General features: G+C 67.4%; 19 protein-coding genes. 17 read left to right on the top strand and 2 right to left on the bottom strand.

The genetic code is table 11. From position 1 onward, the window contains the following. Positions 1-7: 7 nt before the first annotated feature. Positions 8-943 carry a TAXI family TRAP transporter solute-binding subunit gene (locus ACTFAP_RS10890; protein WP_500468917.1) on the bottom strand — a complete coding sequence of 312 codons (936 nt, stop codon included), beginning with the start codon at positions 941-943 and terminating at the stop codon, positions 8-10. Between the two features lie 101 nt (positions 944-1044). On the opposite strand from ACTFAP_RS10890, the gene dctA reads away from it, so the two are divergent. From dctA to ACTFAP_RS10850, 8 genes are all read left to right on the top strand, one after another. Further along, on the top strand, positions 1045-2496 hold the full coding sequence (dctA, locus tag ACTFAP_RS10885; protein WP_495684388.1) for a C4-dicarboxylate transporter DctA: 1452 nt from the start codon (positions 1045-1047) through the stop codon (positions 2494-2496). A gap of 205 nt (positions 2497-2701) precedes the next feature. Beyond that, on the top strand, positions 2702-3136 hold the full coding sequence (gene rplK, locus ACTFAP_RS10880) for a 50S ribosomal protein L11 (RefSeq protein ID WP_030736361.1): 435 nt from the start codon (positions 2702-2704) through the stop codon (positions 3134-3136). A gap of 77 nt (positions 3137-3213) precedes the next feature. After that, complete coding sequence (gene rplA / locus ACTFAP_RS10875) at positions 3214-3930, top strand: 50S ribosomal protein L1 (protein ID WP_386538736.1); 717 nt, start codon at positions 3214-3216, stop codon at positions 3928-3930. A gap of 146 nt (positions 3931-4076) precedes the next feature. Beyond that, the gene (locus ACTFAP_RS10870) at positions 4077-4994 is read left to right on the top strand and encodes an SCO4651 family lipoprotein (protein ID WP_500468916.1); all 918 of its coding nucleotides are present in this window, start codon (positions 4077-4079) and stop codon (positions 4992-4994) included. A 252-nt stretch (positions 4995-5246) separates the two neighbouring features. After that, entirely contained in the window at positions 5247-5807 is a 561-nt protein-coding gene (gene rplJ, locus ACTFAP_RS10865) for a 50S ribosomal protein L10 (RefSeq protein WP_390125990.1), read from the top strand. Positions 5808-5895: 88 nt separating this feature from the next. After that, entirely contained in the window at positions 5896-6288 is a 393-nt protein-coding gene (gene rplL / locus ACTFAP_RS10860; RefSeq protein ID WP_390125987.1) for a 50S ribosomal protein L7/L12, read from the top strand. 477 nt (positions 6289-6765) lie between these two features. Next, positions 6766-10251: a DNA-directed RNA polymerase subunit beta gene (rpoB, locus tag ACTFAP_RS10855; protein ID WP_390125984.1), complete on the top strand. Its 3486-nt coding sequence runs from the start codon at positions 6766-6768 to the stop codon at positions 10249-10251. Between the two features lie 101 nt (positions 10252-10352). After that, positions 10353-14252: a DNA-directed RNA polymerase subunit beta' gene (locus tag ACTFAP_RS10850; protein WP_390126045.1), complete on the top strand. Its 3900-nt coding sequence runs from the start codon at positions 10353-10355 to the stop codon at positions 14250-14252. 73 nt (positions 14253-14325) lie between these two features. Here the strand turns inward: ACTFAP_RS10850 and ACTFAP_RS10845 are convergent, their stop codons facing one another. After that, positions 14326-15366 carry an LCP family protein gene (locus tag ACTFAP_RS10845; protein WP_500468915.1) on the bottom strand — a complete coding sequence of 347 codons (1041 nt, stop codon included), beginning with the start codon at positions 15364-15366 and terminating at the stop codon, positions 14326-14328. Positions 15367-15640: 274 nt separating this feature from the next. Here ACTFAP_RS10845 and rpsL point away from each other — a divergent pair, with 274 nt between their 5' ends. From rpsL to ACTFAP_RS10800, 9 genes are all read left to right on the top strand, one after another. After that, entirely contained in the window at positions 15641-16012 is a 372-nt protein-coding gene (gene rpsL, locus ACTFAP_RS10840) for a 30S ribosomal protein S12 (RefSeq protein WP_026047363.1), read from the top strand. A 3-nt stretch (positions 16013-16015) separates the two neighbouring features. Beyond that, positions 16016-16486 carry a 30S ribosomal protein S7 gene (rpsG, locus tag ACTFAP_RS10835; RefSeq protein ID WP_030736338.1) on the top strand — a complete coding sequence of 157 codons (471 nt, stop codon included), beginning with the start codon at positions 16016-16018 and terminating at the stop codon, positions 16484-16486. Positions 16487-16522: 36 nt separating this feature from the next. Further along, the gene (gene fusA / locus ACTFAP_RS10830) at positions 16523-18643 is read left to right on the top strand and encodes an elongation factor G (RefSeq protein ID WP_436980404.1); all 2121 of its coding nucleotides are present in this window, start codon (positions 16523-16525) and stop codon (positions 18641-18643) included. A 166-nt stretch (positions 18644-18809) separates the two neighbouring features. Then, positions 18810-20003, top strand: a complete 1194-nt coding sequence (gene tuf, locus ACTFAP_RS10825) for an elongation factor Tu (protein ID WP_030736332.1) — start codon at positions 18810-18812, stop codon at positions 20001-20003. 206 nt (positions 20004-20209) lie between these two features. Next, positions 20210-20578, top strand: coding sequence for a DUF485 domain-containing protein (locus ACTFAP_RS10820; protein ID WP_436980406.1), 369 nt, complete (start codon positions 20210-20212; stop codon positions 20576-20578). After that, positions 20575-22275 carry a monocarboxylic acid transporter gene (locus ACTFAP_RS10815; protein WP_390125862.1) on the top strand — a complete coding sequence of 567 codons (1701 nt, stop codon included), beginning with the start codon at positions 20575-20577 and terminating at the stop codon, positions 22273-22275. The genes ACTFAP_RS10820 and ACTFAP_RS10815 overlap by 4 nt, the downstream gene beginning before the upstream one ends. 216 nt (positions 22276-22491) lie before the next feature. Continuing rightward, complete coding sequence (locus ACTFAP_RS10810; protein WP_386540319.1) at positions 22492-23448, top strand: carbohydrate ABC transporter permease; 957 nt, start codon at positions 22492-22494, stop codon at positions 23446-23448. Then, positions 23445-24269 carry a carbohydrate ABC transporter permease gene (locus ACTFAP_RS10805; RefSeq protein WP_030736324.1) on the top strand — a complete coding sequence of 275 codons (825 nt, stop codon included), beginning with the start codon at positions 23445-23447 and terminating at the stop codon, positions 24267-24269. The genes ACTFAP_RS10810 and ACTFAP_RS10805 overlap by 4 nt, the downstream gene beginning before the upstream one ends. Before the next feature lie 20 nt (positions 24270-24289). After that, positions 24290-25681: an ABC transporter substrate-binding protein gene (locus ACTFAP_RS10800; protein ID WP_500468914.1), complete on the top strand. Its 1392-nt coding sequence runs from the start codon at positions 24290-24292 to the stop codon at positions 25679-25681. Positions 25682-25692: the final 11 nt, after the last annotated feature.

Below are 25692 nucleotides of genomic sequence, written 5' to 3'. Positions count from 1 at the left end.
GGAGCCGCTACAGCTTGGCCGCCCGGAACCAGGCGGCCGCGCCCGGGTGCAGGGTGATGGGCACGGTGGCGGCGGCCGTACGGGGGTTGATCTGGTACGCCTCGGGCCGGGTCCTGGCCAGCGCCGCCGCCCCCTCGACGGCGGTCCGGGTGAAGAACCGCGCGGCCTCGGTGGGGAAGCCGGAACGCACCGCTATCAGCGTCGGCACCGCCAGCGTGGCCGTGGTGGCCACATCCGGATAGACCGCGCCGGAGATCGTCACCGGCAGGTACTCACCGGGGTGCGCGTACCGCATGGTCTCCGCCTCCGCCGCGAGATCGACGAAGTGCACCGGCGGCGCGTTCGCCAGCAGCCAGGAGATGGCGGGGGTGGGCATCGCGGTGAGCGAGAACACGGCGTCCACCTCGCCGTCCACCAGGGCCCGCGCGGCGGCGGTCTGCCCCAGGTCGCGGACCTCGACCGGCACCCCGGCGGCCTCGATCAGCCGCTGCCCCGTGAAGCGGGTGCCCGACCCCGGCAGCCCCAGGGCCACCGGCCGCCCCGCCAGGTCGGCCAGTGCACGGATGCCGCTGTCCCGCAGCGTGACCAGGTGCACCACCGAGTCGAAGATCCGCAGCAGCGCCACGGTCTCGCCGTCGTACGGGCGCAGCACGTCCACGTTGCCGTAGGCGAGGTCCACCTCGCCGCCGCGCAGCAGCCGCAGATTGTCGACGGACGCCTCGGTGAAGACGACCTCCACGGCCTCGCGGTCCAGCGCCGCGTTCCACAGCGCGGCCAGTGCCGCGCCGGACTCCCGGTAGGTGGCGCCCTCGGGGCCGGTCGCCAGCTTGAGGTCACCGATGCCGAGATCGGGTGGGGAGCCGCACGCGGCGGCCGCCAGCCCCAGCGGTGCGGTGAGCAGTACGCGCCGGGAGATCCCGAGCGGCGAACGATCCGACCCCAATGTCAGATCAACCCCAAATTCTTTCCCGATGCGTTGCTGTGACGCCTGCCCGCCCGCACTGTGATGCGATCCACATTAACAGTCACAGGGATGGACGACCCATGACGAATTCCCCCGCCGCCTCGCCCCCGGCGCCGAAGCTGGTGAAGCCGAAGAAGCGGATCTATCAGCATCTGTACTTCTGGGTGCTGATAGGCATCAGTATCGGCATCGGCATAGGTCTCGCGGCGCCCGGGGTGGGCGCCGACATGAAGTGGATGGCCGACCTCTTCATCAAGCTGGTCAAGGTCGTGATCGCCCCGACCATCTTCGCCACGGTGGTGGTGGGAATCGCCGGCATGGGCAACCTGGCCAAGGCCGGCGGTCTGGCCCTCAAGACGGTGCTCTACTTCAACATCACCACGGTGTTCGCCCTGGCCATCGGCCTCGTGGTGATCAACATCTGGCAGCCGGGCTCCGGTCTGGGCTACGACATCGAGTCCTTCGACACCTCGGCGGCCGACGCGACCATCGAGTCCGCGGGTGCGACCGAATCGGGCTTCTCCGGATTCCTCCTGAGCCTGGTCCCGACCTCGTTCGCCAGCGCCTTCGTCGACGGCCAGCTGCTCCAGGTGCTGCTGCTGGCCATCCTGTTCGCCATCGCGCTGACCATGCTCGGCTCCCGCGCCGAGGGCATGGTGCGCGGTCTGGACACCTTCGCCAAGACGATGTTCGGCGTCATCAAGCTGGTCATGTGGGTCGCCCCGCTGGGCGCGATGGGCGGTATGGCCTTCACCATCGGCCAGCACGGCAGCTCGATCCTCGGCTCGCTCGCCTCGTTCATGATCTCGTTCTGGGTGACCTGTCTGCTGTTCATCACGCTGGTGCTCGGCGTGGTGTGCAAGATGACCGGCTTCAGCCTCATCAAGTACGTCCGCTACATCAAGGACGAGCTGCTCATCGTGCTGGGCACCTCCTCCTCCGAGACGGTGCTGCCGCGCATGATGACCAAGCTGGAGGCGGCCGGTACGCCCAAGCACGTGGTGGGCATGACCATCCCGACCGGCTACTCCTTCAACCTGGACGGCACTGCGATCTACATGTCCATGGGCGCGCTGTTCATCGCGCAGGCCTTCGGCGTGGACGTGTCCATCTGGACCCAGATCGGTCTGCTCGTCTTCATGCTGATCTCCTCCAACGGTGCCGCGGGCGTCTCCGGCGCCGGCCTGGTCACGCTGGCCGCGTCGCTGGCCGCGTTCGACTCGGTGATCCCGGTCGCGGGCATCGCGCTGATCGTCGGCATCGACCGCTTCATGAGCGAGGGCCGCGCCCTGACCAACCTCACGGGCAACGGCATCGGCACCCTGGCGATCGCCCGCTGGACCGGTGACCTGGACCGTGAGCGGCTGAAGTACGTGCTCGACAACCCGAACTCGGTGGACGTCGACGAGCTCATGAAGCAGGAGGCGCAGGGCCTGGCCGCCGCACAGGACCCGGACGCCGCCGCTGTTCCGGCGCCGGCGGAGGACCGCGAGCGGGCGGACGCGGACGCCGCCGCCGGTCGCGGCAAGTAGCCCCCGGGGCGGTACGGGGCCGGGGTCGCACCCCGCGCCCCGCCCCGTTCCCCCGCCGGCGGATTTTGGCGGCATCGCCGTACCCGATATCGTGGTGCGGTATGCCTCCGTACGGATGATGTCCGGTTCGATCGGCCAGGACCGATCGGCAGCGACCGTCCGCCGGCGGGGGCCACAACCTCTCAATCAATGACCCGGAGAGAGCATGCCTCCCAAGAAGAAGAAGGTCACGGGGCTGATCAAGCTCCAGATCCAGGCCGGCGCCGCCAACCCGGCCCCGCCGGTCGGCCCCGCGCTGGGCCAGCACGGCGTGAACATCATGGAGTTCTGCAAGGCCTACAACGCGGCGACCGAGTCGCAGCGTGGCTGGGTGATCCCGGTGGAGATCACGGTCTACGAGGACCGTTCCTTCACCTTCATCACCAAGACTCCGCCGGCCGCGAAGATGATCCTCAAGGCCGCTGGTGTGGAGAAGGGCTCCGGCGAGCCCCACAAGACCAAGGTCGCCAAGATCACGGCGGCTCAGGTGCGGGAGATCGCCACCACCAAGATGCCCGACCTCAACGCCAATGACCTGGACGCCGCGTCCAAGATCATCGCGGGTACCGCCCGTTCCATGGGCGTGACCGTCGAGGGCTGAGCCCCCGTACCACCGTGGCAGGGCCAGGCGCTGGTCCGGACCACGACTCCACAGCAGAAGCATTTCGAGGAGCAGCAGTGAAGCGCAGCAAGAACTTCCGCGGCGCGGACGCCAAGATCGACCGGGAGCGCCTGTACGCGCCCCTGGAGGCCGTCCGTCTCGCCAAGGAGACCTCTTCGCAGAAGTTCGACGCGACCGTCGAGGTCGCCATGCGGCTGGGTGTCGACCCCCGCAAGGCCGACCAGATGGTCCGTGGCACCGTGAACCTTCCGCACGGCACCGGCAAGACCGCCCGGGTCCTGGTCTTCGCGACCGGTGACCGTGCCGCGGCCGCGGAGGCCGCCGGAGCCGACATCGTCGGCTCGGACGAACTGATCGACGAGGTCTCCAAGGGCCGCCTGGACTTCGACGCCGTGGTGGCGACCCCGGACCTGATGGGCAAGGTCGGCCGGCTGGGCCGGGTGCTCGGTCCGCGTGGTCTGATGCCGAACCCCAAGACCGGCACCGTCACCCCGGATGTCGCCAAGGCCGTCACCGAGATCAAGGGCGGCAAGATCGAGTTCCGCGTGGACAAGCACGCGAACCTCCACTTCATCATCGGCAAGGCGTCCTTCGACGACACCAAGCTGGTGGAGAACTACGCGGCGGCCCTCGAAGAGGTCACCCGGCTGAAGCCGGCCGCCGCCAAGGGCCGCTACATCAAGAAGGCGACCTTCACCACCACCATGGGCCCCGGCGTTCCCGTCGACCCCAACCGCAGCCGCAACCTCCTGGACGAGGAGCCCGCCGTCTGATTCCGGCGGAAGGCTGATCGCGTCAGCGGTCGAGAGGCCCGTCCCAGCTCTGTCACAGAGCCGGGACGGGCCTCTTGTGTGACAGTCCCACCGGTTAGTGTCGGAATGGCACAGAGTTCCAACGCTCCATGATTGTGGGGGAGAAGATGCGTCCCGTTCGCAAGGCTCTGCTGGGGATGGCCACGGCGGTGCTGCTGGCCGGCACGGCGGCGTGTGGTGGCAGCGACAGTGGCACTTCCGACGCCCGGGGCAACGAGGGCTCCGGCGACGACAGGAGCGGCTCCGACACCTCCGCGCGCAGCGCGTTCGAGGCGCTGACGGCCGCCGCGCAGTCCACCGAGGAGATCACCTCGGCCGATGTGGTCTCGGTGACGCAGCAGGCGGGCACCGAGACGAGCATGAGCGGCTCGCTCTCCTGGGCGGACGGCCTGGAGATGACCGCGGTGATGGCCAACGACACGTTCGGGGCCGCGGCGGGCGGCCCCGGCGAGATCGAGGTCGTGTGGGTCGACGGCGTGATGTACATGAACCTGGGCGAGGAGTTCGCCACGGAGACGGACGGCCGGTCCTGGATGGCGATGGACCTGGCCGCTCTCATGGAGGAGGCGGGCGAGGACGCCCTGGGCAGTGTGCTGTCCTCCACCATGGACCAGGGTGCGCAGAGCCCCGCCGACCAGGTGGCGATGCTGCTGGAGTCCGAGGACGTCGAGTGGGTCGCCGAGGAGGAGCTGGACGGCGCCACCGTCAACCACTACGCCGGCACGTTGGCGATGGAGGACGTCTTCGAGCTCCAGGGCACCTTCGAGGGGCTGGGCGAGGAGGAGCGCGCCGCGCTGCTCGACCTGCTGGCCGAGCAGGGCACCGAGTTCTACGAGCTGGACGTCTGGGTCAACGAGGACGACTTCCCGGTGAAGGTCAGCCAGTCCTACGACACCGAGATGGGCCCGTTCGCGCAGGAGACCACCTACAGCAACTTCGGGACCGAGGTGAACGCCGAGGCGCCGCCGGCCGACGAGGTCGTCGACTTCCTGGAGATGATGCAGATGATGGGCGCCGGCATCTGACGGCCCCCGCCGGAAGGCGATTTGCCTGAGCCGAGCACGTTCGCGTAATCTTCCACAGAAGCCAAAGACCGCTGGTTGTCGCCGTGCCCTTCGGGTGTGGTGGCCGAAGGATCCGCTGATCGCGGGCGACCTGCGCAGGTGACTGTGGAAGACCGAAGCGATTCATGTCTGCCCCGTGCGCCTGCGCCGGGGCGTTTGTTGTGTACAGCCCCTTCCGAGCGGTCCGACATCCCGGAAGGAGGGCCGAGGTTCATGGCGAGCCCCGACAAGGTCGAAGCCGTCGCGGAGATCAAGCAGAAGTTTGAGAACTCCAACGCGGCGGTTGTCACCGCGTACACCGGTCTCACCGTGGCGCAGCTCAAGGACCTGCGCCGTTCTCTCGGTGAGAACACTCAGTACCACGTGACGAAGAACACGCTGACCAAGATCGCGGCCAACGAGGTCGGGATCTCCGAGCTGGACGAGTACCTCACGGGCTCGACCGCCGTCGCCTTCGTCACCGGTGACCCGGTGGAGGCGGCGAAGGGTCTGCGTGACTTCGCCAAGAACAACCCCGCCCTGGTGATCAAGGGCGGTGTGCTCGACGGCAACGCGCTGAGCGCCGAAGAGATCAACACGCTCGCGGACCTCGAGTCCCGCGAGGTGCTGCTCGCCAAGCTGGCCGGGAACATGAAGGCGTCCATGGCCAAGGCCGCGGCGACTTTCCAGGCCCCGCTCACGGAGTTCGTCCGCACCGTGGACGCGCTGCGCGAGAAGGCGGAGCAGGGCGGTGCCGGTACGCCGGCTCCCGCCGAGGCCGAGTCCGCCGAGTAACTGCGGCGTTCGGTCACAGCGGGCCCGTGAACGCCCGCCGAGAAACATCATTCCGGCACCTGCCGACTAAGTGGAAGGACCGCCCACCATGGCGACCAAGCTGACCCAGGACGAGCTGCTCGAGCAGTTCGAGAACCTGACCCTGATCGAGCTCTCCGCGCTGGTGAAGGCGTTCGAGGAGAAGTTCGACGTCAAGGCCGCCGCCCCGGCCGCCGTTGCCGTCGCCGCCCCCGGTGGTGCCGGTGGTGGCGCCGAGGCCGCCGAGGAGCAGGACGAGTTCGACGTCATCCTCACCGGTGCCGGCGACAAGAAGATCCAGGTCATCAAGGTCGTGCGTGAGCTGACCTCGCTGGGCCTGAAGGAGGCCAAGGACCTCGTCGACAACGCGCCGAAGGCCGTCGTCGAGAAGGTCGCCAAGGACGCCGCGGCGAAGGCCAAGGAGGCCCTCGAGGGCGCCGGCGCCTCCGTCGAGGTCAAGTGACCTCCTGACGTTCCGGTCTTCTGACCTCATGACGTCACCCTGAGTCCATGCGACTCAACCGAGGGCGATCACCCAGTCGGGTGGTCGCCCTCTGGCGTTGTGGTGACGGCTTGGCCACCTGCGGCGATCGGCAGGTATGGTGATCTTCGGCTGTCGGCAGGCCCCTCGGGGGCCTTGACGAACTGCTTCCGGCACGCGATTCTCAGGTCGCGTCGCACATCGGTCCCTGATTCGAGGCATGGATCGCTGGCGAAGCGGGAAAGGTTGCGGCAGACGGGTCCGCACCCGGCGACCGAGGCAGCCGGAGGCGGACGCGAGGGCACAGCGAGGGTGGCTCCTTGTTGAGGTGGCGCAGGCATTGGACATCAGTGGGTCTTGTGACTACACTGACCCTTTGCGCTGCCTAGCTGCCTCCTGCCCGTCACCAGGGGGGCGGGTATGCGCGCAGAGAGTCCGAGCCCTCGGAAGGACCCCCTCTTGGCCGCCTCGCGCAATGCCTCGACCACTAGTACGAATAATGGCACCAGCACCGCACCACTGCGTGTCTCTTTTGCGAAGATCAAGGAACCCCTTGAGGTTCCGAACCTCCTGGCGCTGCAAACCGAGAGCTTTGACTGGCTGCTCGGCAATGACGCCTGGAAGGGTCGCGTCGAGGCCGCGTTGGAGAGTGGGCAGGACGTCCCCAGGAAGTCCGGTCTGGAGGAGATCTTCGAGGAGATCTCCCCGATCGAGGACTTCTCCGGGTCGATGTCCCTGACCTTCCGTGATCACCGGTTCGAGCCGCCGAAGAACTCCATCGACGAGTGCAAGGAGCGCGACTTCACGTACGCCGCGCCGCTCTTCGTCACCGCCGAGTTCACCAACAACGAGACCGGTGAGATCAAGTCCCAGACGGTCTTCATGGGCGACTTCCCGCTCATGACCGACAAGGGCACCTTCTGCATCAACGGCACCGAGCGTGTCGTGGTCACCCAGCTCGTCCGGTCGCCCGGTGCGTACTTCGACAGCAGCATCGACAAGACCTCCGACAAGGACCTCTTCTCCGCCAAGATCATCCCGTCCCGGGGTGCCTGGCTGGAGATGGAGATCGACAAGCGCGACATGGTCGGTGTCCGCATCGACCGCAAGCGCAAGCAGTCCGTGACCGTGCTGCTGAAGGCGCTGGGCTGGACCTCGGACCAGATCCTGGAGGAGTTCGGCGACTACGAGTCGATGCGGGCCACCCTGGAGAAGGACCACACCCAGGGCCAGGACGACGCGCTGCTGGACATCTACCGCAAGCTCCGTCCGGGAGAGCCGCCGACCCGCGAGGCCGCGCAGACCCTGCTGGAGAACCTCTACTTCAACCCGAAGCGGTACGACCTGGCCAAGGTCGGCCGGTACAAGATCAACAAGAAACTGGGCGGCGACGAGCCGCTGGACGCCGGCGTCCTCACGGTCGAGGACATCGTCGCCACGATCAAGTACCTGGTCCGGCTGCACGCCGGTGAGACCGAGACCTCCACGGAGTCCGGCCGCACGATCATCGTCGAGACCGACGACATCGACCACTTCGGCAACCGTCGTCTGCGCAACGTCGGCGAGCTCATCCAGAACCAGATCCGTACCGGTCTGGCCCGGATGGAGCGCGTGGTCCGCGAGCGCATGACCACGCAGGACGTCGAGGCCATCACGCCGCAGACGCTGATCAACATCCGGCCGGTCGTCGCCTCCATCAAGGAGTTCTTCGGCACCAGCCAACTGTCGCAGTTCATGGACCAGACCAACCCCCTGTCCGGGCTCACCCACAAGCGCCGTCTCAACGCGCTGGGCCCCGGCGGTCTGAGCCGTGAGCGGGCCGGTCTGGAAGTCCGTGACGTGCACCCCTCGCACTACGGCCGCATGTGTCCGATCGAGACGCCCGAAGGCCCCAACATCGGTCTGATCGGCTCGCTGGCCGCCTTCGGCCGGATCAACGCCTTCGGTTTCGTGGAGACCCCGTACCGCAAGGTCGTCGACGGTGTCGTCACCGACGACGTCGACTACCTGACCGCCGACGAGGAGGACCGCTTCGTCATCGCGCAGGCCAACGCCAAGCTGACCGACGAGCTGACCTTCGCCGAGGCCCGCGTCCTGGTGCGCCGTCGTGGCGGGGAGATCGACTACATCCCCGGCACCGAGGTCGACTACATGGACGTCTCGCCGCGCCAGATGGTGTCGGTCGCGACCGCCATGATCCCGTTCCTCGAGCACGACGACGCCAACCGCGCGCTCATGGGCTCGAACATGATGCGCCAGGCGGTGCCGCTGATCAACGCCGAGGCGCCGCTGGTCGGCACCGGCATGGAATACCGCTGCGCCACCGACGCCGGTGACGTCATCAAGGCCGAGCAGAACGGTGTCGTCTCCGACGTCTCCGCCGACTACGTCTCGATCGCCAACGACGACGGCACCCACGTCACCCACCGGCTGGCCAAGTTCTCCCGCTCCAACCAGGGCACCTCCTTCAACCAGAAGGTCCTGGTCGAGGAGAACGACCGCGTGATCGCCGGGCAGGTCATCGCCGACGGCCCGTCCACCGAGCGCGGTGAGATGGCGCTCGGCAAGAACCTGCTGGTCGCGTTCATGCCGTGGGAGGGCTACAACTACGAGGACGCGATCATCCTCTCCCAGCGTCTGGTGCAGGACGACGTCCTCTCCTCGATCCACATCGAGGAGCACGAGGTCGACGCCCGCGACACCAAGCTGGGCCCCGAGGAGATCACCCGGGACATCCCGAACGTCTCCGAAGAGGTCCTGGCCGACCTGGACGACCGCGGCATCATCCGTATCGGTGCCGAGGTCGAGGCCGGCGACATCCTCGTCGGCAAGGTCACCCCGAAGGGTGAGACCGAGCTGACCCCCGAGGAGCGCCTGCTGCGCGCCATCTTCGGTGAGAAGGCCCGCGAGGTGCGTGACACCTCGCTGAAGGTGCCGCACGGCGAGACCGGCAAGGTCATCGGGGTGCGCGTCTTCGACCGCGACGAGGGCGACGAGCTGCCCCCGGGCGTCAACCAGCTGGTGCGGGTGTACGTCGCGCAGAAGCGCAAGATCACCGACGGCGACAAGCTGGCCGGCCGGCACGGCAACAAGGGTGTCATCTCCAAGATCCTCCCCGTGGAGGACATGCCCTTCCTGGAGGACGGCACCCCGGTCGACATCATCCTCAACCCGCTGGGTGTCCCCTCCCGGATGAACCCCGGCCAGGTGCTGGAGATCCACCTCGGGTGGCTCGCCTCGCAGGGCTGGAAGGTGGAGGGCACCGAGGAGGAGTGGAAGCAGCGCCTCGCCGCCATCGGCGCCGACGAGGTCGCCCCCGGCACCAACGTCGCCACCCCGGTGTTCGACGGTGCCCGCGAGGACGAGATGGCCGGGCTCTTCGAGTCCACCATCCCCAACCGCGACGGTGACCGCCTGGTGCTGCCCACCGGCAAGGCCCGGATGTTCGACGGCCGCTCCGGCGAGCCGTTCCCGGACCCGATCTCGGTCGGCTACATGTACATCCTCAAGCTCCACCACCTGGTCGACGACAAGCTGCACGCGCGCTCGACCGGTCCGTACTCCATGATCACCCAGCAGCCGCTCGGCGGTAAGGCCCAGTTCGGTGGCCAGCGCTTCGGTGAGATGGAGGTGTGGGCCCTGGAGGCGTACGGCGCCGCCTACGCCCTGCAGGAGCTGCTGACGATCAAGTCCGACGACGTGACCGGCCGCGTGAAGGTCTACGAGGCCATCGTCAAGGGCGAGAACATCCCCGAGCCCGGCATTCCCGAGTCCTTCAAGGTGCTCATCAAGGAAATGCAGTCGCTCTGCCTCAATGTGGAGGTGCTGTCCTCGGACGGTATGTCCATCGAGATGCGTGACACCGATGAGGACGTCTTCCGCGCGGCGGAGGAGCTTGGCATCGACCTGTCCCGGCGCGAGCCGAGCAGCGTCGAAGAGGTCTGACGGGCCCGACCGGAAGGGCCGCACCACGTGTGCCCCTTCCGGTCCCCCCACCCGGACCCCGACAGACCATTGACTCACGACACTGAGAGGGATTGACGAGAGTGCTCGACGTCAACTTCTTCGACGAACTGCGGATCGGCCTGGCCACCGCTGACGACATCCGTCAGTGGTCACACGGCGAGGTCAAGAAGCCGGAGACCATCAACTACCGCACGCTCAAGCCCGAAAAGGACGGACTCTTCTGCGAGAAGATCTTCGGCCCCACCCGGGACTGGGAGTGCTACTGCGGCAAGTACAAGCGCGTCCGCTTCAAGGGCATCATCTGTGAGCGCTGCGGCGTCGAGGTGACCCGCGCCAAGGTGCGCCGTGAGCGGATGGGCCACATCGAGCTGGCCGCTCCCGTCACCCACATCTGGTACTTCAAGGGCGTGCCCTCGCGGCTCGGCTACCTGCTGGACCTGGCGCCGAAGGACCTGGAGAAGGTCATCTACTTCGCCGCGTACATGATCACGTACGTGGACGAGGAGCGCCGCACCCGCGATCTGTCCTCGCTGGAGGCCCACGTCTCCGTCGAGCGCCAGCAGATCGAGCAGCGGCGTGACGCCGACCTGGAGGCCCGCGCCAAGAAGCAGGAGACGGACCTCGCGGAGCTGGAGGCCGAGGGCGCCAAGGCGGACGTCCGCCGCAAGGTGCGCGAAGGCGCCGAGCGCGAGATGAAGCAGCTGCGCGACCGCGCCCAGCGGGAGATCGACCGCCTGGACGAGGTGTGGAACCGCTTCAAGAACCTCAAGGTCCAGGACCTGGAGGGCGACGAGCTCCTCTACCGTGAGCTGCGCGACCGCTTCGGCACCTACTTCGACGGCTCGATGGGCGCCGCGGCGCTGCAGAAGCGCCTGGAGACCTTCGACCTCAACGAGGAGGCCGCCCGGCTGCGGGAGATCATCCGCACCGGCAAGGGCCAGAAGAAGACCCGCGCCCTCAAGCGGCTCAAGGTCGTCTCCGCGTTCCTGCAGACCTCCAACAGCCCCAAGGGCATGGTCCTGGACTGCGTCCCGGTGATCCCGCCGGACCTGCGTCCGATGGTGCAGCTGGACGGTGGCCGCTTCGCGACCTCCGACCTGAACGACCTGTACCGCCGTGTCATCAACCGCAACAACCGCCTCAAGCGCCTTCTCGACCTCGGTGCCCCCGAGATCATCGTGAACAACGAGAAGCGGATGCTGCAGGAGGCCGTCGACGCGCTGTTCGACAACGGCCGCCGCGGCCGGCCGGTCACCGGCCCGGGCAACCGCCCGCTCAAGTCGCTGTCCGACATGCTCAAGGGCAAGCAGGGCCGCTTCCGTCAGAACCTGCTGGGCAAGCGCGTCGACTACTCGGCCCGTTCCGTGATCGTCGTCGGCCCCCAGCTGAAGCTGCACCAGTGCGGTCTGCCCAAGGCGATGGCGCTGGAGCTCTTCAAGCCGTTCGTGATGAAGCGCTTGGTGGACCTCAACCACGCGCAGAACATCAAGTCGGCGAAGCGCATGGTCGAGCGCCAGCGCACCGTGGTGTACGACGTCCTCGAAGAGGTCATCGCCGAGCACCCGGTGCTGCTGAACCGCGCCCCGACCCTGCACCGGCTGGGCATCCAGGCCTTCGAGCCGCAGCTGGTCGAGGGCAAGGCCATCCAGATCCACCCGCTGGTGTGCACCGCGTTCAACGCGGACTTCGACGGTGACCAGATGGCCGTCCATCTGCCGCTGTCGGCCGAGGCGCAGGCCGAGGCCCGCATCCTGATGCTGTCCTCGAACAACATCCTCAAGCCGGCCGACGGCCGGCCGGTGACCATGCCCACCCAGGACATGGTGCTGGGCCTGTTCTTCCTCACCACCGATGAGGAAGAGCGCGAGGTGCGCGGCGAGGGCCGGTCCTTCTCCTCCACCGCCGAAGCGATCATGGCGTTCGACTCCGGGGAGCTCTCGCTCCAGGCGAAGATCGACATCCGCTTCCCGATCGGCTCGGTGCCGCCCCGGGGCTGGACCCCGCCGGCCCCGGGCGAGGGCGAGGGCGAGTGGCAGCAGGGTGACAGCTTCCGGATGCGGACGACCCTGGGTCGTGCGCTCTTCAACGAGCTGCTGCCCGAGGACTACCCGTTCGTTGACGGCTCGGTGGGCAAGAAGCAGCTCTCCCAGATCGTCAACGACCTGGCCGAGCGCTACCCCAAGGTCGTCGTCGCCGCCACCCTGGACAACCTCAAGTCCGCTGGTTACTTCTGGGCCACCCGGTCCGGTGTCACCGTCGCGGTCTCCGACATCGTCGTTCCCGAGGCCAAGAAGCAGATCCTCGAGAACTACGAGGCGCAGGACGAGAAGGTCCAGAAGCAGTACGAGCGCGGTCTGATCACCAAGGACGAGCGCACGCAGGAGCTCATCGCGATCTGGACCAAGGCGACCAACGAGGTCGCCGAGACCATGAACGACAACTTCCCGAAGACCAACCCCATCTTCATGATGGTGGACTCCGGGGCCCGCGGAAACATGATGCAGATGCGTCAGATCGCGGGTATGCGTGGTCTGGTGTCGAACGCGAAGAACGAGACCATCCCGCGTCCGATCAAGGCGTCCTTCCGCGAGGGCCTGACCGTGCTGGAGTACTTCATCTCCACCCACGGTGCCCGTAAGGGTCTGGCCGACACCGCCCTGCGTACCGCCGACTCCGGGTACCTCACCCGTCGTCTGGTGGACGTCTCGCAGGACGTCATCATCCGCGAGGAGGACTGCGGCACCGAGCGCGGCCTCAAGCTGGACATCGCGGCCAAGGGTGCCGACGGTGTGCTGCGCAAGGCGGACAACGTCGAGTCCAGCGTGTACGCGCGCTGCCTCGCCGAGGAGATCGTCGTCGACGGCAAGGTGCTGGCCCCGGCCGGTACCGACCTGGGCGACGTGCTCATCGACGAGCTCGTGCGGCACGGTGTGCAGACGGTCAAGACCCGTTCCGTGCTCACCTGTGAGTCGGCGGTCGGCACCTGCGCCATGTGCTACGGGCGTTCGCTGGCCACCGGCAAGCTGGTGGACATCGGTGAGGCGGTCGGCATCATCGCCGCCCAGTCCATCGGTGAGCCCGGTACCCAGCTGACGATGCGGACCTTCCACACCGGTGGTGTGGCCGGTGAGGACATCACCCAGGGTCTGCCCCGTGTGGTCGAGCTCTTCGAGGCCCGGCAGCCCAAGGGTGTCGCGCCGATCTCCGAGTCGGCCGGCCGGGTGCGCATCGAGGAGACCGAGAAGACCAAGAAGGTCATCGTCACGCCGGACGACGGCACCGACGAGACCTCCTACCCGGTCTCCAAGCGTGCGCGTCTGCTGGTCACCGAGGGCGACCACGTCGTCGTCGGCCAGCCGCTGACCGTGGGTGCCGCCAACCCGCACGACGTGCTGCGGATCCTGGGCCAGCGCGCCGTCCAGATCTACCTGGTCGGCGAGGTCCAGAAGGTCTACAACTCGCAGGGTGTGGCCATCCACGACAAGCACATCGAGATCATCGTCCGGCAGATGCTGCGCCGGGTGACGATCATCGAGTCGGGCGACGCGGAGCTGCTGCCCGGTGAGCTGGTCGAGCGCTCGAAGTTCGAGGGCGAGAACCGCCGCGTGGTGGCGGAGGGCGGTCACCCCGCCTCCGGCCGTCCGCAGCTGATGGGTATCACCAAGGCGTCGCTGGCCACCGAGTCGTGGCTGTCGGCGGCGTCCTTCCAGGAGACGACCCGGGTGCTCACCGACGCGGCGATCAACGCCAAGTCGGACTCCCTGATCGGCCTCAAGGAGAACGTGATCATCGGTAAGCTCATCCCGGCCGGTACGGGTCTGGCCCGTTACCGCAACATCCGGGTGGAGCCGACCGAGGAGGCGAAGGCGGCGATGTACTCGGCTGTCGGCTACGACGACATCGACTACTCCCCCTTCGGCACGGGCTCCGGCCAGGCGGTTCCGCTGGAGGACTACGACTACGGTCCGTACCAGGGCTGATCCGGTCGTACGCTGTCCCGCCGGGCGGCTTCCCCTTCACGGGGGGAGCCGCCCGGCGGCGTTTCCGGGGTGCTCAGCGCACGGTGTCGCCCAGGGTGTCCGGGGCCCCGTCGGTGGCGAGGAAGGCGGCCATGGTGTCCTCGCGCATGGCTTGCCACAGGGGGGCCGCGGCCTCCTCGTCCAGGAAGACCACGGACTGGCCGCCGGCCGTGCCGGTACCGGCCACCGGCGCGTTCATGAAGGCGATGTCGGAGGCCCGGACCGAGCGCAGCTCCCAGGCGAGGTCGCGCAGGTCGCCGTTGGAGAGCTGGTCGTCGACGCTGATCACGTCGCCGAGGGTGTCCAGCAGCGCGGTGAGCCGGCCGGGGTCGGTGAGGGTGCCGGCGGACAGGGTCTGGGAGAGCAGGGCGCGCAGGAAGTTCTGCTGACGGCGGGTGCGGTCGAGGTCGCCCTCGGGGAGCGACTTCCGTTCGCGCACGTACTCCAGGGCGGCTTCGCCGTCCAGCCGTTCACCGTCGAGCGTGACGCCGCCGACCGCGTCGGTGAGGGCCCGAAAGCCGGTCCAGTCGATGACGGCGAGGTGGTCGACGCGGATGCCGGTGAGGTTCTGGACGGTCTCCACCATGAGGGAGGGGCCGCCCCAGGAGTAGGCGGCGTTCAGCTTGGCCTCGCCGTGGCCCGGGACCTCCGTCCAGGTGTCGCGGGGGAGGGAGACCAGGGAAGCGGAGTTCCGGTCGGCGGCGATCTGGAGCAGCATCATGGTGTCGCTGCGGGCGGCACCGGCCTGCCACTCGGGGGTGCCGTCGGGGGTCTCATCGGACTGAGGGGTGTCCTTGGCGTCCAGTCCGACCAGCAGATAGACCTGGGCGTCGGCCGCCTCGGGGGCGCGTACCGGCTGTTCCTCCTCGGGCAGGGTGGGCAGCGCGTCGGGGATCCGGTCGATGCCGGACAGCGCCTGGTCGGTGCGGTGGTAGAGCCAGCCGGCGCCGGCGAGGACGGCGAGCAGGAGGGCGGCGAGAACGGCGAGGATGACGCGTGGCCAGCGGCGGCGTTTCCGGGGGACGGGCGCGGTGTCCTCGGATATCGGTCTGGCCGGCTCCGTACTGGTGTCCATGGAGTAAGTGTGCGGTACCTCACAGCGGTTGCCCGGGGTGGCGGGGGCCGGAGATAGTTGTTTTGACCGTTGGCCGTGGGGTAGGTACGCTCAGTTCTTGTGCCTGGGGTGTTCCCTGCGCTCTTTTTGTGAGGCGTCAGCTGGAACTCCGGGATCTGCGTTCTCCTCCCATGTTGTTGTCGGGGGTCATGCAGTCTTCGACACGCCCGACCGCGTGGGTCGGTCGCCGTGTTCCGGGTTAGCTTCACAGTCGGCACACAGAACTGGAGAAATGGTGCCAACGATCCAGCAGCTGGTCCGAAAGGGCCGGCAGGACAAGGTCGAGAAGAACAAGACGCCCGCGCTGAATGGGTCTCCCCAGCGCCGCGGCGTCTGCACGCGTGTGTTCACCACCACCCCGAAGAAGCCGAACTCGGCGCTGCGCAAGGTGGCCCGTGTGAAGCTCAGCAGTGGGATCGAGGTCACGGCCTACATCCCGGGTGAGAACCACAACCTTCAGGAGCACTCCATCGTGCTGGTGCGCGGTGGCCGTGTGAAGGACCTGCCGGGTGTCCGTTACAAGATCATCCGCGGTTCTCTCGACACGCAGGGCGTGCGGAACCGCAAGCAGGCCCGCAGCCGCTACGGCGCCAAGAAGGAGAAGTAAGCAATGCCTCGTAAGGGCCCTGCCCCGAAGCGCCCGGTCCACGTCGACCCGGTCTACGGTTCTCCTCTGGTGACCTCGCTGATCAACAAGGTGCTGCTGAACGGCAAGCGCTCCACCGCCGAGCGCATCGTCTACGGCGCCATGGAGGGTCTGCGGGAGAAGTCCGGCAACGACCCGGTCATCACCCTGAAGCGCGCCCTGGAGAACGTGAAGCCGACCCTCGAGGTCCGCTCCCGCCGTGTCGGTGGCGCCACCTACCAGGTGCCGGTCGAGGTTCGCCCCGGCCGTTCCTCCACCCTCGCGCTGCGCTGGCTGGTCGGTTACTCGCGCGCTCGCCGTGAGAAGACCATGACCGAGCGCCTGATGAACGAACTGCTCGACGCCTCCAACGGCCTCGGCGCGTCCGTCAAGAAGCGCGAGGACACCCACAAGATGGCCGAGTCCAACAAGGCCTTCGCGCACTACCGCTGGTAGTCGCTACCCCATCGAGACCGAGAGAACTGAAGCCTTATGGCTACCACTTCACTTGACCTGACCACGGTCCGCAACATCGGGATCATGGCTCACATCGACGCGGGCAAGACGACGACCACCGAGCGCATCCTGTACTACACCGGTGTGAGCTACAAGATCGGCGAAGTTCACGACGGTGCCGCCACCATGGACTGGATGGCCCAGGAGCAGGAACGCGGCATCACGATCACGTCCGCCGCGACCACCTGTCACTGGCCGCTCGAAGGCGTCGACCACACCATCAACATCATCGACACCCCCGGTCACGTCGACTTCACGATCGAGGTGGAGCGTTCGCTGCGCGTGCTCGACGGCGCGGTCACGGTCTTCGATGGTGTCGCAGGTGTGGAGCCCCAGTCCGAGACCGTGTGGCGTCAGGCGGACCGCTACGGCGTGCCGCGGATCTGCTTCGTCAACAAGCTCGACCGCACCGGCGCGGACTTCTTCCGCTGCGTCGACATGATCGAGGACCGGCTCGGCGCCGTTCCGCTGGTCATGCAGCTCCCCATCGGGGCCGAGGCGGGCTTCCAGGGCGTCATCGACCTGGTCCGCAACAAGGCCCTGGTGTGGTCCGAGGAGACCAAGCTGGGCGAGATGTACGACACCGTCGACATCCCGGCCGACCTCGTGGAGCAGGCGGAGGAGTACCGCGCCAAGCTCATCGAGGCCGTCGCGGAGAACGACGAGGAGGTCATGGAGCTGTACCTGGAGGGCAATGAGCCCACCGAGGAGCAGCTGTACGCCGCCATCCGTCGCATCACCCTGGCCTCCACCGGTGGCGAGACGACCACCGTCACCCCGGTGTTCTGCGGTACCGCGTTCAAGAACAAGGGCGTGCAGCCCCTCCTGGACGCCGTGGTGCGTTACCTGCCCACGCCGCTGGACGTCGAGGGCGTCGAGGGCCACTCCCCGAAGGACCCCGAAGAGGTCGTCGTCCGGAAGCCTTCGGAGGACGAGCCGCTGGCCGCCCTGGCGTTCAAGATCGCCAGCGACCCGCACCTCGGGAAGCTCACCTTCATCCGGGTGTACTCCGGTGTCCTCACCGCCGGCACGCAGGTGCTGAACTCGGTGAAGGGCCGCAAGGAGCGCATCGGCAAGATCTACCGCATGCACGCCAACAAGCGTGAGGAGATCGAGCGGGTGGGCGCCGGCGACATCGTCGCGGTGATGGGCCTGAAGCAGACCACCACCGGTGAGACGCTCTCGGACGCCGCCCACCAGGTCATCCTGGAGTCGATGGACTTCCCGGCCCCGGTCATCGAGGTCGCGATCGAGCCCAAGACCAAGGGTGACCAGGAGAAGCTGGGTGTCGCCATCCAGCGGCTGGCCGAGGAGGACCCGTCCTTCCAGGTCGCCACCAACGAGGACACCGGGCAGACCATCATCAAGGGGATGGGCGAGCTCCACCTCGATGTGCTGGTCGACCGGATGCGTCGCGAGTTCAAGGTCGAGGCCAACGTCGGCAAGCCGCAGGTCGCCTACCGGGAGACCCTGCGGAAGATCGTCGCGAAGCACGACTACACGCACAAGAAGCAGACCGGTGGCTCCGGCCAGTTCGCCAAGGTCCAGATCTCTCTGGAGCCGCTTGAGGGCGACGGCTACGAGTTCGAGAACAAGGTCACCGGTGGCCGCATCCCCAAGGAGTACATCCCCTCGGTGGACGCGGGCGCCCAGGAAGCGATGCAGTTCGGCGTTCTCGCCGGCTACCCGCTGACGGGCGTCAAGATGATCCTGCTCGACGGTGCGTACCACGACGTGGACTCCTCCGAGATGGCCTTCAAGACCGCCGGTATCCAGGCGTTCAAGGAAGCCGCGCGGATGGCCGGTCCCGTTCTGCTGGAGCCCCTCATGGCCGTCGAGGTCACCACGCCCGAGGACTACATGGGCGATGTGATCGGCGACCTGAACTCCCGCCGTGGCCAGATCCAGGCCATGGAGGACCGCAGTGGTGCCAAGGTCGTCAAGGCCCTGGTTCCGCTGTCGGAGATGTTCGGGTACGTCGGCGACCTGCGGAGCAAGACCTCGGGTCGCGCGAGCTACAGCATGCAGTTCGATTCCTATGGTGAGGTTCCGCGGAACGTCGCCGAGGAGATCATCGCGAAGGCCAAGGGCGAGTAACCCTTAAGCTGGAGCAAAACGGCATAGGGGCGATTTCGCCCCTGTGTCAGCCCTTTAAGCGAACCGGTCCAGGGCATCCCCCTAGGGGTCCCCGCCGGTTCGGTACGACCACCTGGAACCCCCGCAGAACGCGGGGGCGTACAGCATCAGTCCACAGGAGGACCCCGTGGCGAAGGCGAAGTTCGAGCGGACTAAGCCGCACGTCAACATCGGCACCATCGGTCACATCGACCACGGTAAGACCACTCTTACCGCGGCGATCACCAAGGTGCTGCACGACGCGTACCCCGACCTGAACGAGGCCTCGGCCTTCGACCAGATCGACAAGGCTCCCGAGGAGCGTCAGCGCGGTATCACCATCTCCATCGCGCACGTCGAGTACCAGACGGAGAGCCGCCACTACGCTCACGTCGACTGCCCGGGTCACGCCGACTACATCAAGAACATGATCACCGGTGCCGCCCAGATGGACGGCGCGATCCTGGTCGTGGCCGCCACCGACGGCCCGATGCCGCAGACCAAGGAGCACGTGCTCCTGGCCCGCCAGGTTGGTGTGCCCTACATCGTTGTCGCCCTGAACAAGGCCGACATGGTGGACGACGAGGAGATCCTGGAGCTCGTCGAGCTCGAGGTCCGCGAGCTGCTCACCGAGTACGAGTTCCCGGGCGACGACACCCCGGTCGTCAAGGTCTCCGCGCTGAAGGCGCTGGAGGGCGACGCCGAGTGGGGCAAGTCCGTTCTCGAGCTGATGAAGGCCGTCGACGAGGCCATCCCGCAGCCCGAGCGTGACGTGGACAAGCCGTTCCTGATGCCGATCGAGGACGTCTTCACGATCACCGGTCGCGGTACGGTCGTCACCGGCCGTATCGAGCGTGGTGTCCTGAAGGTCAACGAGACCGTCGACATCATCGGCATCAAGGACGAGAAGACCACCACCACGGTCACCGGCATCGAGATGTTCCGGAAGCTGCTGGACGAGGGTCAGGCCGGTGAGAACGTCGGTCTGCTGCTCCGCGGTGTCAAGCGCGAGGACGTCGAGCGCGGCCAGGTCATCATCAAGCCGGGCTCGGTTACCCCGCACACGGAGTTCGAGGCGACGGCGTACATCCTGTCGAAGGACGAGGGTGGCCGCCACACCCCGTTCTTCAACAACTACCGTCCGCAGTTCTACTTCCGTACCACCGACGTGACCGGTGTGGTGACCCTCCCCGAGGGCACCGAGATGGTCATGCCGGGCGACAACACCGAGATGAGCGTTCAGCTGATCCAGCCGATCGCCATGGAGGAGGGCCTGAAGTTCGCCATCCGTGAGGGTGGCCGGACCGTCGGCGCCGGCCAGGTCACCAAGATCAACAAGTGACCTGAGTTCTTTCCCGTACCGGGGCCCGTTTCCACCTGTGGGTGGGGACGGGCCCCGGTCGTGTGTGCGACGGGTGGTGCGGGTAAGCCGTTCGGCGCGTATTTCGACCGTTCGCCGAGTGTCCGGGTCGGGGTCGCTGTGGGGTGAGTGTGACCCTCCTTACATTTGCGGGGCTCTACCCCCGACCGACCCACAGGAGCCCGTCGATGACGACGACGCAACCCGTTCCCGACGCAGGCGAGCCCCCGGGCGATGATCTGGAGACCCGCTCGGCCGCGATGCACGACGACCCCCGGTTCCAGGAGTTGCGCGGGCGGTTGCTGCGCTTTGTGGTCCCGGCGAGCATCGCGTTCCTTACCTGGTACACGCTGTATGTCCTGATGTCCGGTTACGCACGCGGTGTGATGTCGACCAAGGTGATCGGCGACGCCAATGTCGCGCTGATCTTCGGACTGCTCCAGTTCGTGACGACGTTCGGCATCGCCATCCTCTACTCCCGGTACGCCAACCGCCGTCTCGATCCGCTGGCGGACGAGCTGCGTGACGAGCTGGAGAACCCGGGGGGCCGGTCATGATCACCATGGCGCGCGAGGTGTCCGCCGAAGGCCGGCTGATCACCGTCATCCTGTTCACGGTACTGATCGCCATCACCCTCGGGATCACCATCTGGGCCAGCCGGCAGACGAAGTCGGCGACCGACTTCCACTCCGGCGGGCGCGGCTTCTCCGGGATCCAGAACGGCTTCGCCATCGGCGGCGACTACATGTCGGCCGCCTCCTTTCTCGGCATCGCCGGCATGATCGCGCTGTACGGATACGACGGGTTCCTCTACTCCATCGGCTTCCTGGTGGCCTGGCTGGTGGCCCTGCTGCTGGTCGCCGAGCTGCTGCGGAACTCGGGCCGGTTCACGATGGCGGACGTCGTCTCGTACCGGATGAAGCAGCGCCCGGTGCGGACCGCGGCCTCGGTCTCCACGCTCACCGTCTCGATCTTCTATCTGCTGGCGCAGATGGTGGGTGCGGGCGCCCTGGTGGCGCTGCTGCTGGGGATCCAGCCGGGCGAGACCTATCTGGGGATGAGCGCGGACGTCGCGAAGATCGTCGGCATCGTCACGGTCGGTCTGCTGATGATCGTCTACGTGTCCTTCGGCGGGATGAAGGGCACCACCTGGGTGCAGATCGTCAAGGCCGTCATGCTGATGACGGGCGCCGCGATGCTGTGTCTGCTGGTGCTGTCGATCTACAACTTCAACTTCGGCGCGCTGATGGACGACGCGGCGAAGGCGAGCGGGGTCGGCGACGCCTTCCTGGAGCCCGGGCAGCGGTACGGGGTCGAGGTCGTGGACGACGCCTGGCAGACCATGGTCAACAAGCTGGACCTGATCAGCCTCGGCCTGGCGCTGGTGCTGGGCACGGCCGGTCTGCCGCACATCCTGATCCGCTTCTACACGGTGCCGGACTCCAAGGCCGCGCGTAAGTCCGTCAACTGGGGCATCGGGCTGATCGGTACCTTCTACCTCTTCACCCTGATCCTGGGCTTCGGCGCGGCGGCGCTGGTGGGCAAGGAGGCCATCACCGCACAGGACGCGGCCGGCAACGCGGCGGCGCCCCAACTGGCGGAGGAAGTCGGTATCCACTTCGGTGGCGACTTCCTGGGCGCCGTGCTGCTGGCCCTGATCGCGGCGGTCGCGTTCGCGACGATCCTCTCCACGGTGGCGGGTCTGACCATCGCCTCCTCGTCCTCCCTGGCGCACGACTTCTACAACAGCGTGCTGCGGCGGGGGAAGGCGAGCGAGCAGGAAGAGGTGCGGGTGGCGCGGTTCGCCGCGATCGGGGTCGGCGTGGTCGCCATCGTGCTGGCGATCTTCGCGCAGAGCCTGAACGTGGCCTTCCTGGTGGCGCTGGCGTTTGCGATCGCGGCGTCGGCGAATCTCCCGACGATCGTGCTGAGCCTGTTCTGGAAGCGGTTCAACACGGCGGGCGCGGTGGCCGGCATCTACGGCGGTCTGATCAGCGCCGTGGGTCTGGTGTTCTTCTCGCCGGTGGTGTCGGGGAAGGTCAACGCGGCGGGGGAGAGCGCCTCGCTGTTCCCCAAGGGCGTGGACTTCGCCTGGTTCCCGCTGGAGAACCCGGGTCTGGTGTCGATCCCGATCGGGCTGCTGTGCGCGATCGTCGGCACGATCATGTCGAAGGAGAAGGACGACGTGAAGTTCGCCAGGCTCCAGGTGCGGGCGCTGACCGGCGCCGGTGCGGAGCGGGCGACCTCGGACTGAGTCCGGGCCGCCGGGATCGCCCCGCCAGCCCCTGACGTGTACCTGACTTTCCGCAGATAGCCGGGCACTTCCCCACAAGCCCGGCACCCCGATGCCCGGGGGCCCGAGTTAATCCTCGGACCCCCGGGCATCTTTCATCCGATCCAGTGAACGTATTGAACTCCCGTTACTCCTGAGGTGCTGATGGCGTCACCTTCCGGGACCACGCTGCCTCGCGTGTCCACTTCCTCCACCACCAAGGACGGCAGATCCGGCGGGGCCCCGCCCCGGGACAGACCGCCGCGCACCCTGCTGCGCGAGCGCCGCAAGGAGACGCTGCTGGCCTGGGGCTTCCTCGCCCCCTCGCTGGTCGTCTTCGCGCTCTTCCTGATCTATCCGCTGGGCCGCACCGTGTATCTGTCGATGCACGGCAACGACATCATCGGCCGGCCCACCCGCTTTGTCGGCTTCGATCACTTCGCCGAACTCTTCACCGCCGACTTCGGGAAAGTACTCGTCACCACGCTGCTGTTCACCTTGCTGGTGGTGGTGCCCGGGGTGCTCGGCGCGCTGGCGGTGGTGCTGCTGCTGGAGTCCGGCATCAGGGGGCAGCGGTTCTTCCGCTCCGCCTTCGCGCTGCCGTTCGCCTTCTCGGTGGCCAGCGCCTCGGTCATCTTCGCCGTCTTCTACAACCCGGCGTCCGGGGTGCTCAACGGCATCCTGTACGAGCTGGGCCTGGGCCAGGTGAAGTGGCTCAACTCCACCGAGTGGTCGCTGATCTCGGTCAGCCTCACCACGGTGTGGATGAACCTCGGATACGGCGTACTGGTGCTGGCCGCGGGGGTCGGCTCCATTCCGCGCGAGGTGAACGAGGCCGCGCTGCTGGACGGCGCGACCGGTGGCCGGCGGGCCTGGCACATCACGGTGCCGCTGCTGGGGCCGCAGCTGTTCTTCCTCGCGGTGATCTCCACGATCAACGCGCTGCAGAGCTTCGGCCAGATCCACATCCTGACCCAGGGCGGTCCGGTCGGCTCGACGACCACCCTGGTCTATTCGATCTACCAGTACGCCTTCGCGTACGGCACCAGCGATTTCGGGAGAGCGAGCGCACAGGCGCTGGTGCTGCTGCTGATGGTGCTGTGCTGCACGGCGCTCCAGTTCGGGGTCATCGAGCGGAAGGTGCACTACTCATGAGCGCGCGAGTGGTGGCGGGGCGGATCGCCCTGTACGCGGTGCTGCTGCTGGCCCTGATCCCGGTGCTCTTCCCGGTGTACTACGTGTTTGCCGGAACGTTCATGCAGCCCAGGGAGCTGGCGACCTTCCCGCCCCAGCTGGTGCCCACCGGCTTCCACCTGGAGAACATCCAGCGGGTGCTGGACGCCGTGCCGCTGACCCGGATGTACGGCAACTCGCTGCTGATGGCCGGGATCATCACGGTGGCGCAGCTGGTCACCTCGGCGCTGGCCGCGTACGCGTTCGTCTTCCTGCGCTTCCGGTTCAGCGCCGTGGTGTTCGCGCTGTTCCTGTCCACGCTGATGGTGCCGTCCGAGTCGACGATCATCCCCAACTATCTGACGCTCTCGGACTGGGGCCTGCACAACACCTTCGCGGGTCTGGTGCTGCCGTTCCTGGCCTACGCCTTCGGCACCTTCCTGCTGCGGCAGAGCTTCCGGCAGTTCCCCACCGAGCTGCGGGACGCGGCCCGGGTGGACGGCATGGGGCATCTGCGCTTCATCTGGACGGTGCTGCTGCCGCTGTCCAAGCCCACCCTCAGCGCGGTGGGCGTCTACGTGTTCATCACCTCCTGGAACATGTACTTCTGGCCGCTGATCATGACGCGCACCACCGAGATGCAGACGCTTCAGATCGGCCTCAACTCCCTCCGTAACGCCGAGTCCGCGAACCCCGGACTCTGGCTGGCCGGCGCCGCCCTGTCGGTGCTCCCCACCCTGGCGCTGGTGCTCTTCGGGCAGCGCTTCATCGTCCGCGGACTCACCGCGGGCGCAGTCAAGTGATGATGGGAACTGGACGGATCATGAGAAGAACCCGTACCCGTACGGCGCTGGTGGCCGGCGCCGCGGCGCTGTGTCTGGGCATCACCTCCTGCGGCAGCGACGACACGGGGGCCGGCGGCTCCCTGGAGGCGCCCGGGCCCGAGGCGCTGGAGGGCCAGGACGGCCCGGTGCAGGTGGAGTTCTGGCACAGCATGGACAGCACCAACGGTCAGGTGCTGAACGGACTGATCGACGCGTTCAACGCGGAGCACGAGGGCGAGATCAAGGTCACCGGCTCGTTCCAGGGCGACTACGACACCACGCTGGCGCAGCACCGGGCGGCGATCCAGCAGGGCAACACCGCCAACATCGTGCAGATATTCGACCTGGGCACCCAGTTCATGATCGATTCCGGTCAGACGGTGCCCGCCCAGTCGTTCGTCGACAAGGACAGCTACGACACGGGCCCGATCGAGGACGCGCTGCTCAACTACTTCACGGTGGACGGGCAGCTGCGGTCCTTCCCGTTCAACAACTCCACCCCGCTCATGTACATCAACAAGGACGCCTTCGAGGAGGCGGGCCTGGACCCGGAGCAGCCGCCGAAGGACCTCGCGGAGATCCGCGAGTACGCCGAGGCGCTGACCGTCAAGGGCTCCGGCGGCCAGGTGGAGCGGTACGGCTTCGGCGCCGCCGTCTACGGCTGGTTCATCGAGCAGTTCATGGCCCGCGCCGCCGTGCCGTACTGCGACAACGGCAACGGGCGCGAGGGCCGCGCCGAAGAGGTCCTCTTCGACGACCCGAACGTGGTGGAGCTCGTCGAGTGGTGGCAGGGCATGATCGACGACGGCCTCGCCGCGCCGCTCGGCCGCAACCTGGACGACGCGCAGTCCTCCTTCACCTCCGGCCGCGCGGCGATGACCCTGGAGTCCACCGGCGCCATGGGTGGCTTCCTGGAGCAGTCCTCCTTCGAGGTGGGCGCCGGGTACTTCCCGCTCATCCACGCCGATGACCCGGCCGGCTCGATCATCGGCGGCGCCTCGCTGTGGATCAACGGCCAGGGCCACTCGGACGCCGAGACCCGCGCCTCCTGGGAGTTCGTGCAGTTCCTGCTGACCGCGCCGTCGCAGTCGGTGTGGCACGCCGGCACCGGCTACCTGTCGGTCAACACCGAGGGCTACAACGGCCCCGAGGCCAGCGAGCGGGCCGCCGAGTTCCCGCAGTTCTCGGTGGCCGCCGACCAGCTGGCCAACTCCGAGACCAACATCAACACCGCCGGCTGCATGATGGGCGTCATGTCCGAGGCCCGGATGACGGCCGAGGAAGCCTGGGAAGAGGCCCTGGTCACCGACACCCCCGCGGCCGACGCCCTGACGGCGGCCACCGAGAAGCTGACCCAGAAGATCGACGAGTACAACGCCTCGGTCGGCTGACGCCGAGCCGG

The organism is Streptomyces sp. PH9007, from assembly GCF_059813725.1.
This window is presented reverse-complemented; position numbering and strand designations above follow the sequence as displayed.

Bases quoted from the DNA above. Each gene is read 5' to 3' on its own strand.
- ACTFAP_RS10870 (WP_500468916.1), top strand. From the start codon at position 4,077: ATGCGTCCCGTTCGCAAGGCTCTGCTGGGGATGGCCACGGCGGTGCTG.
- ACTFAP_RS10815 (WP_390125862.1), top strand. From the start codon at position 20,575: ATGATCACCATGGCGCGCGAGGTGTCCGCCGAAGGCCGGCTGATCACC.
- rplJ (WP_390125990.1), top strand. From the start codon at position 5,247: ATGGCGAGCCCCGACAAGGTCGAAGCCGTCGCGGAGATCAAGCAGAAG.
- rpsG (WP_030736338.1), top strand. From the start codon at position 16,016: ATGCCTCGTAAGGGCCCTGCCCCGAAGCGCCCGGTCCACGTCGACCCG.
- ACTFAP_RS10805 (WP_030736324.1), top strand. From the start codon at position 23,445: ATGAGCGCGCGAGTGGTGGCGGGGCGGATCGCCCTGTACGCGGTGCTG.
- rplK (WP_030736361.1), top strand. From the start codon at position 2,702: ATGCCTCCCAAGAAGAAGAAGGTCACGGGGCTGATCAAGCTCCAGATC.
- rplL (WP_390125987.1), top strand. From the start codon at position 5,896: ATGGCGACCAAGCTGACCCAGGACGAGCTGCTCGAGCAGTTCGAGAAC.
- fusA (WP_436980404.1), top strand. From the start codon at position 16,523: ATGGCTACCACTTCACTTGACCTGACCACGGTCCGCAACATCGGGATC.
- ACTFAP_RS10800 (WP_500468914.1), top strand. From the start codon at position 24,290: ATGAGAAGAACCCGTACCCGTACGGCGCTGGTGGCCGGCGCCGCGGCG.
- dctA (WP_495684388.1), top strand. From the start codon at position 1,045: ATGACGAATTCCCCCGCCGCCTCGCCCCCGGCGCCGAAGCTGGTGAAG.
- ACTFAP_RS10845 (WP_500468915.1), bottom strand. From the start codon at position 15,366: ATGGACACCAGTACGGAGCCGGCCAGACCGATATCCGAGGACACCGCG.
- ACTFAP_RS10820 (WP_436980406.1), top strand. From the start codon at position 20,210: ATGACGACGACGCAACCCGTTCCCGACGCAGGCGAGCCCCCGGGCGAT.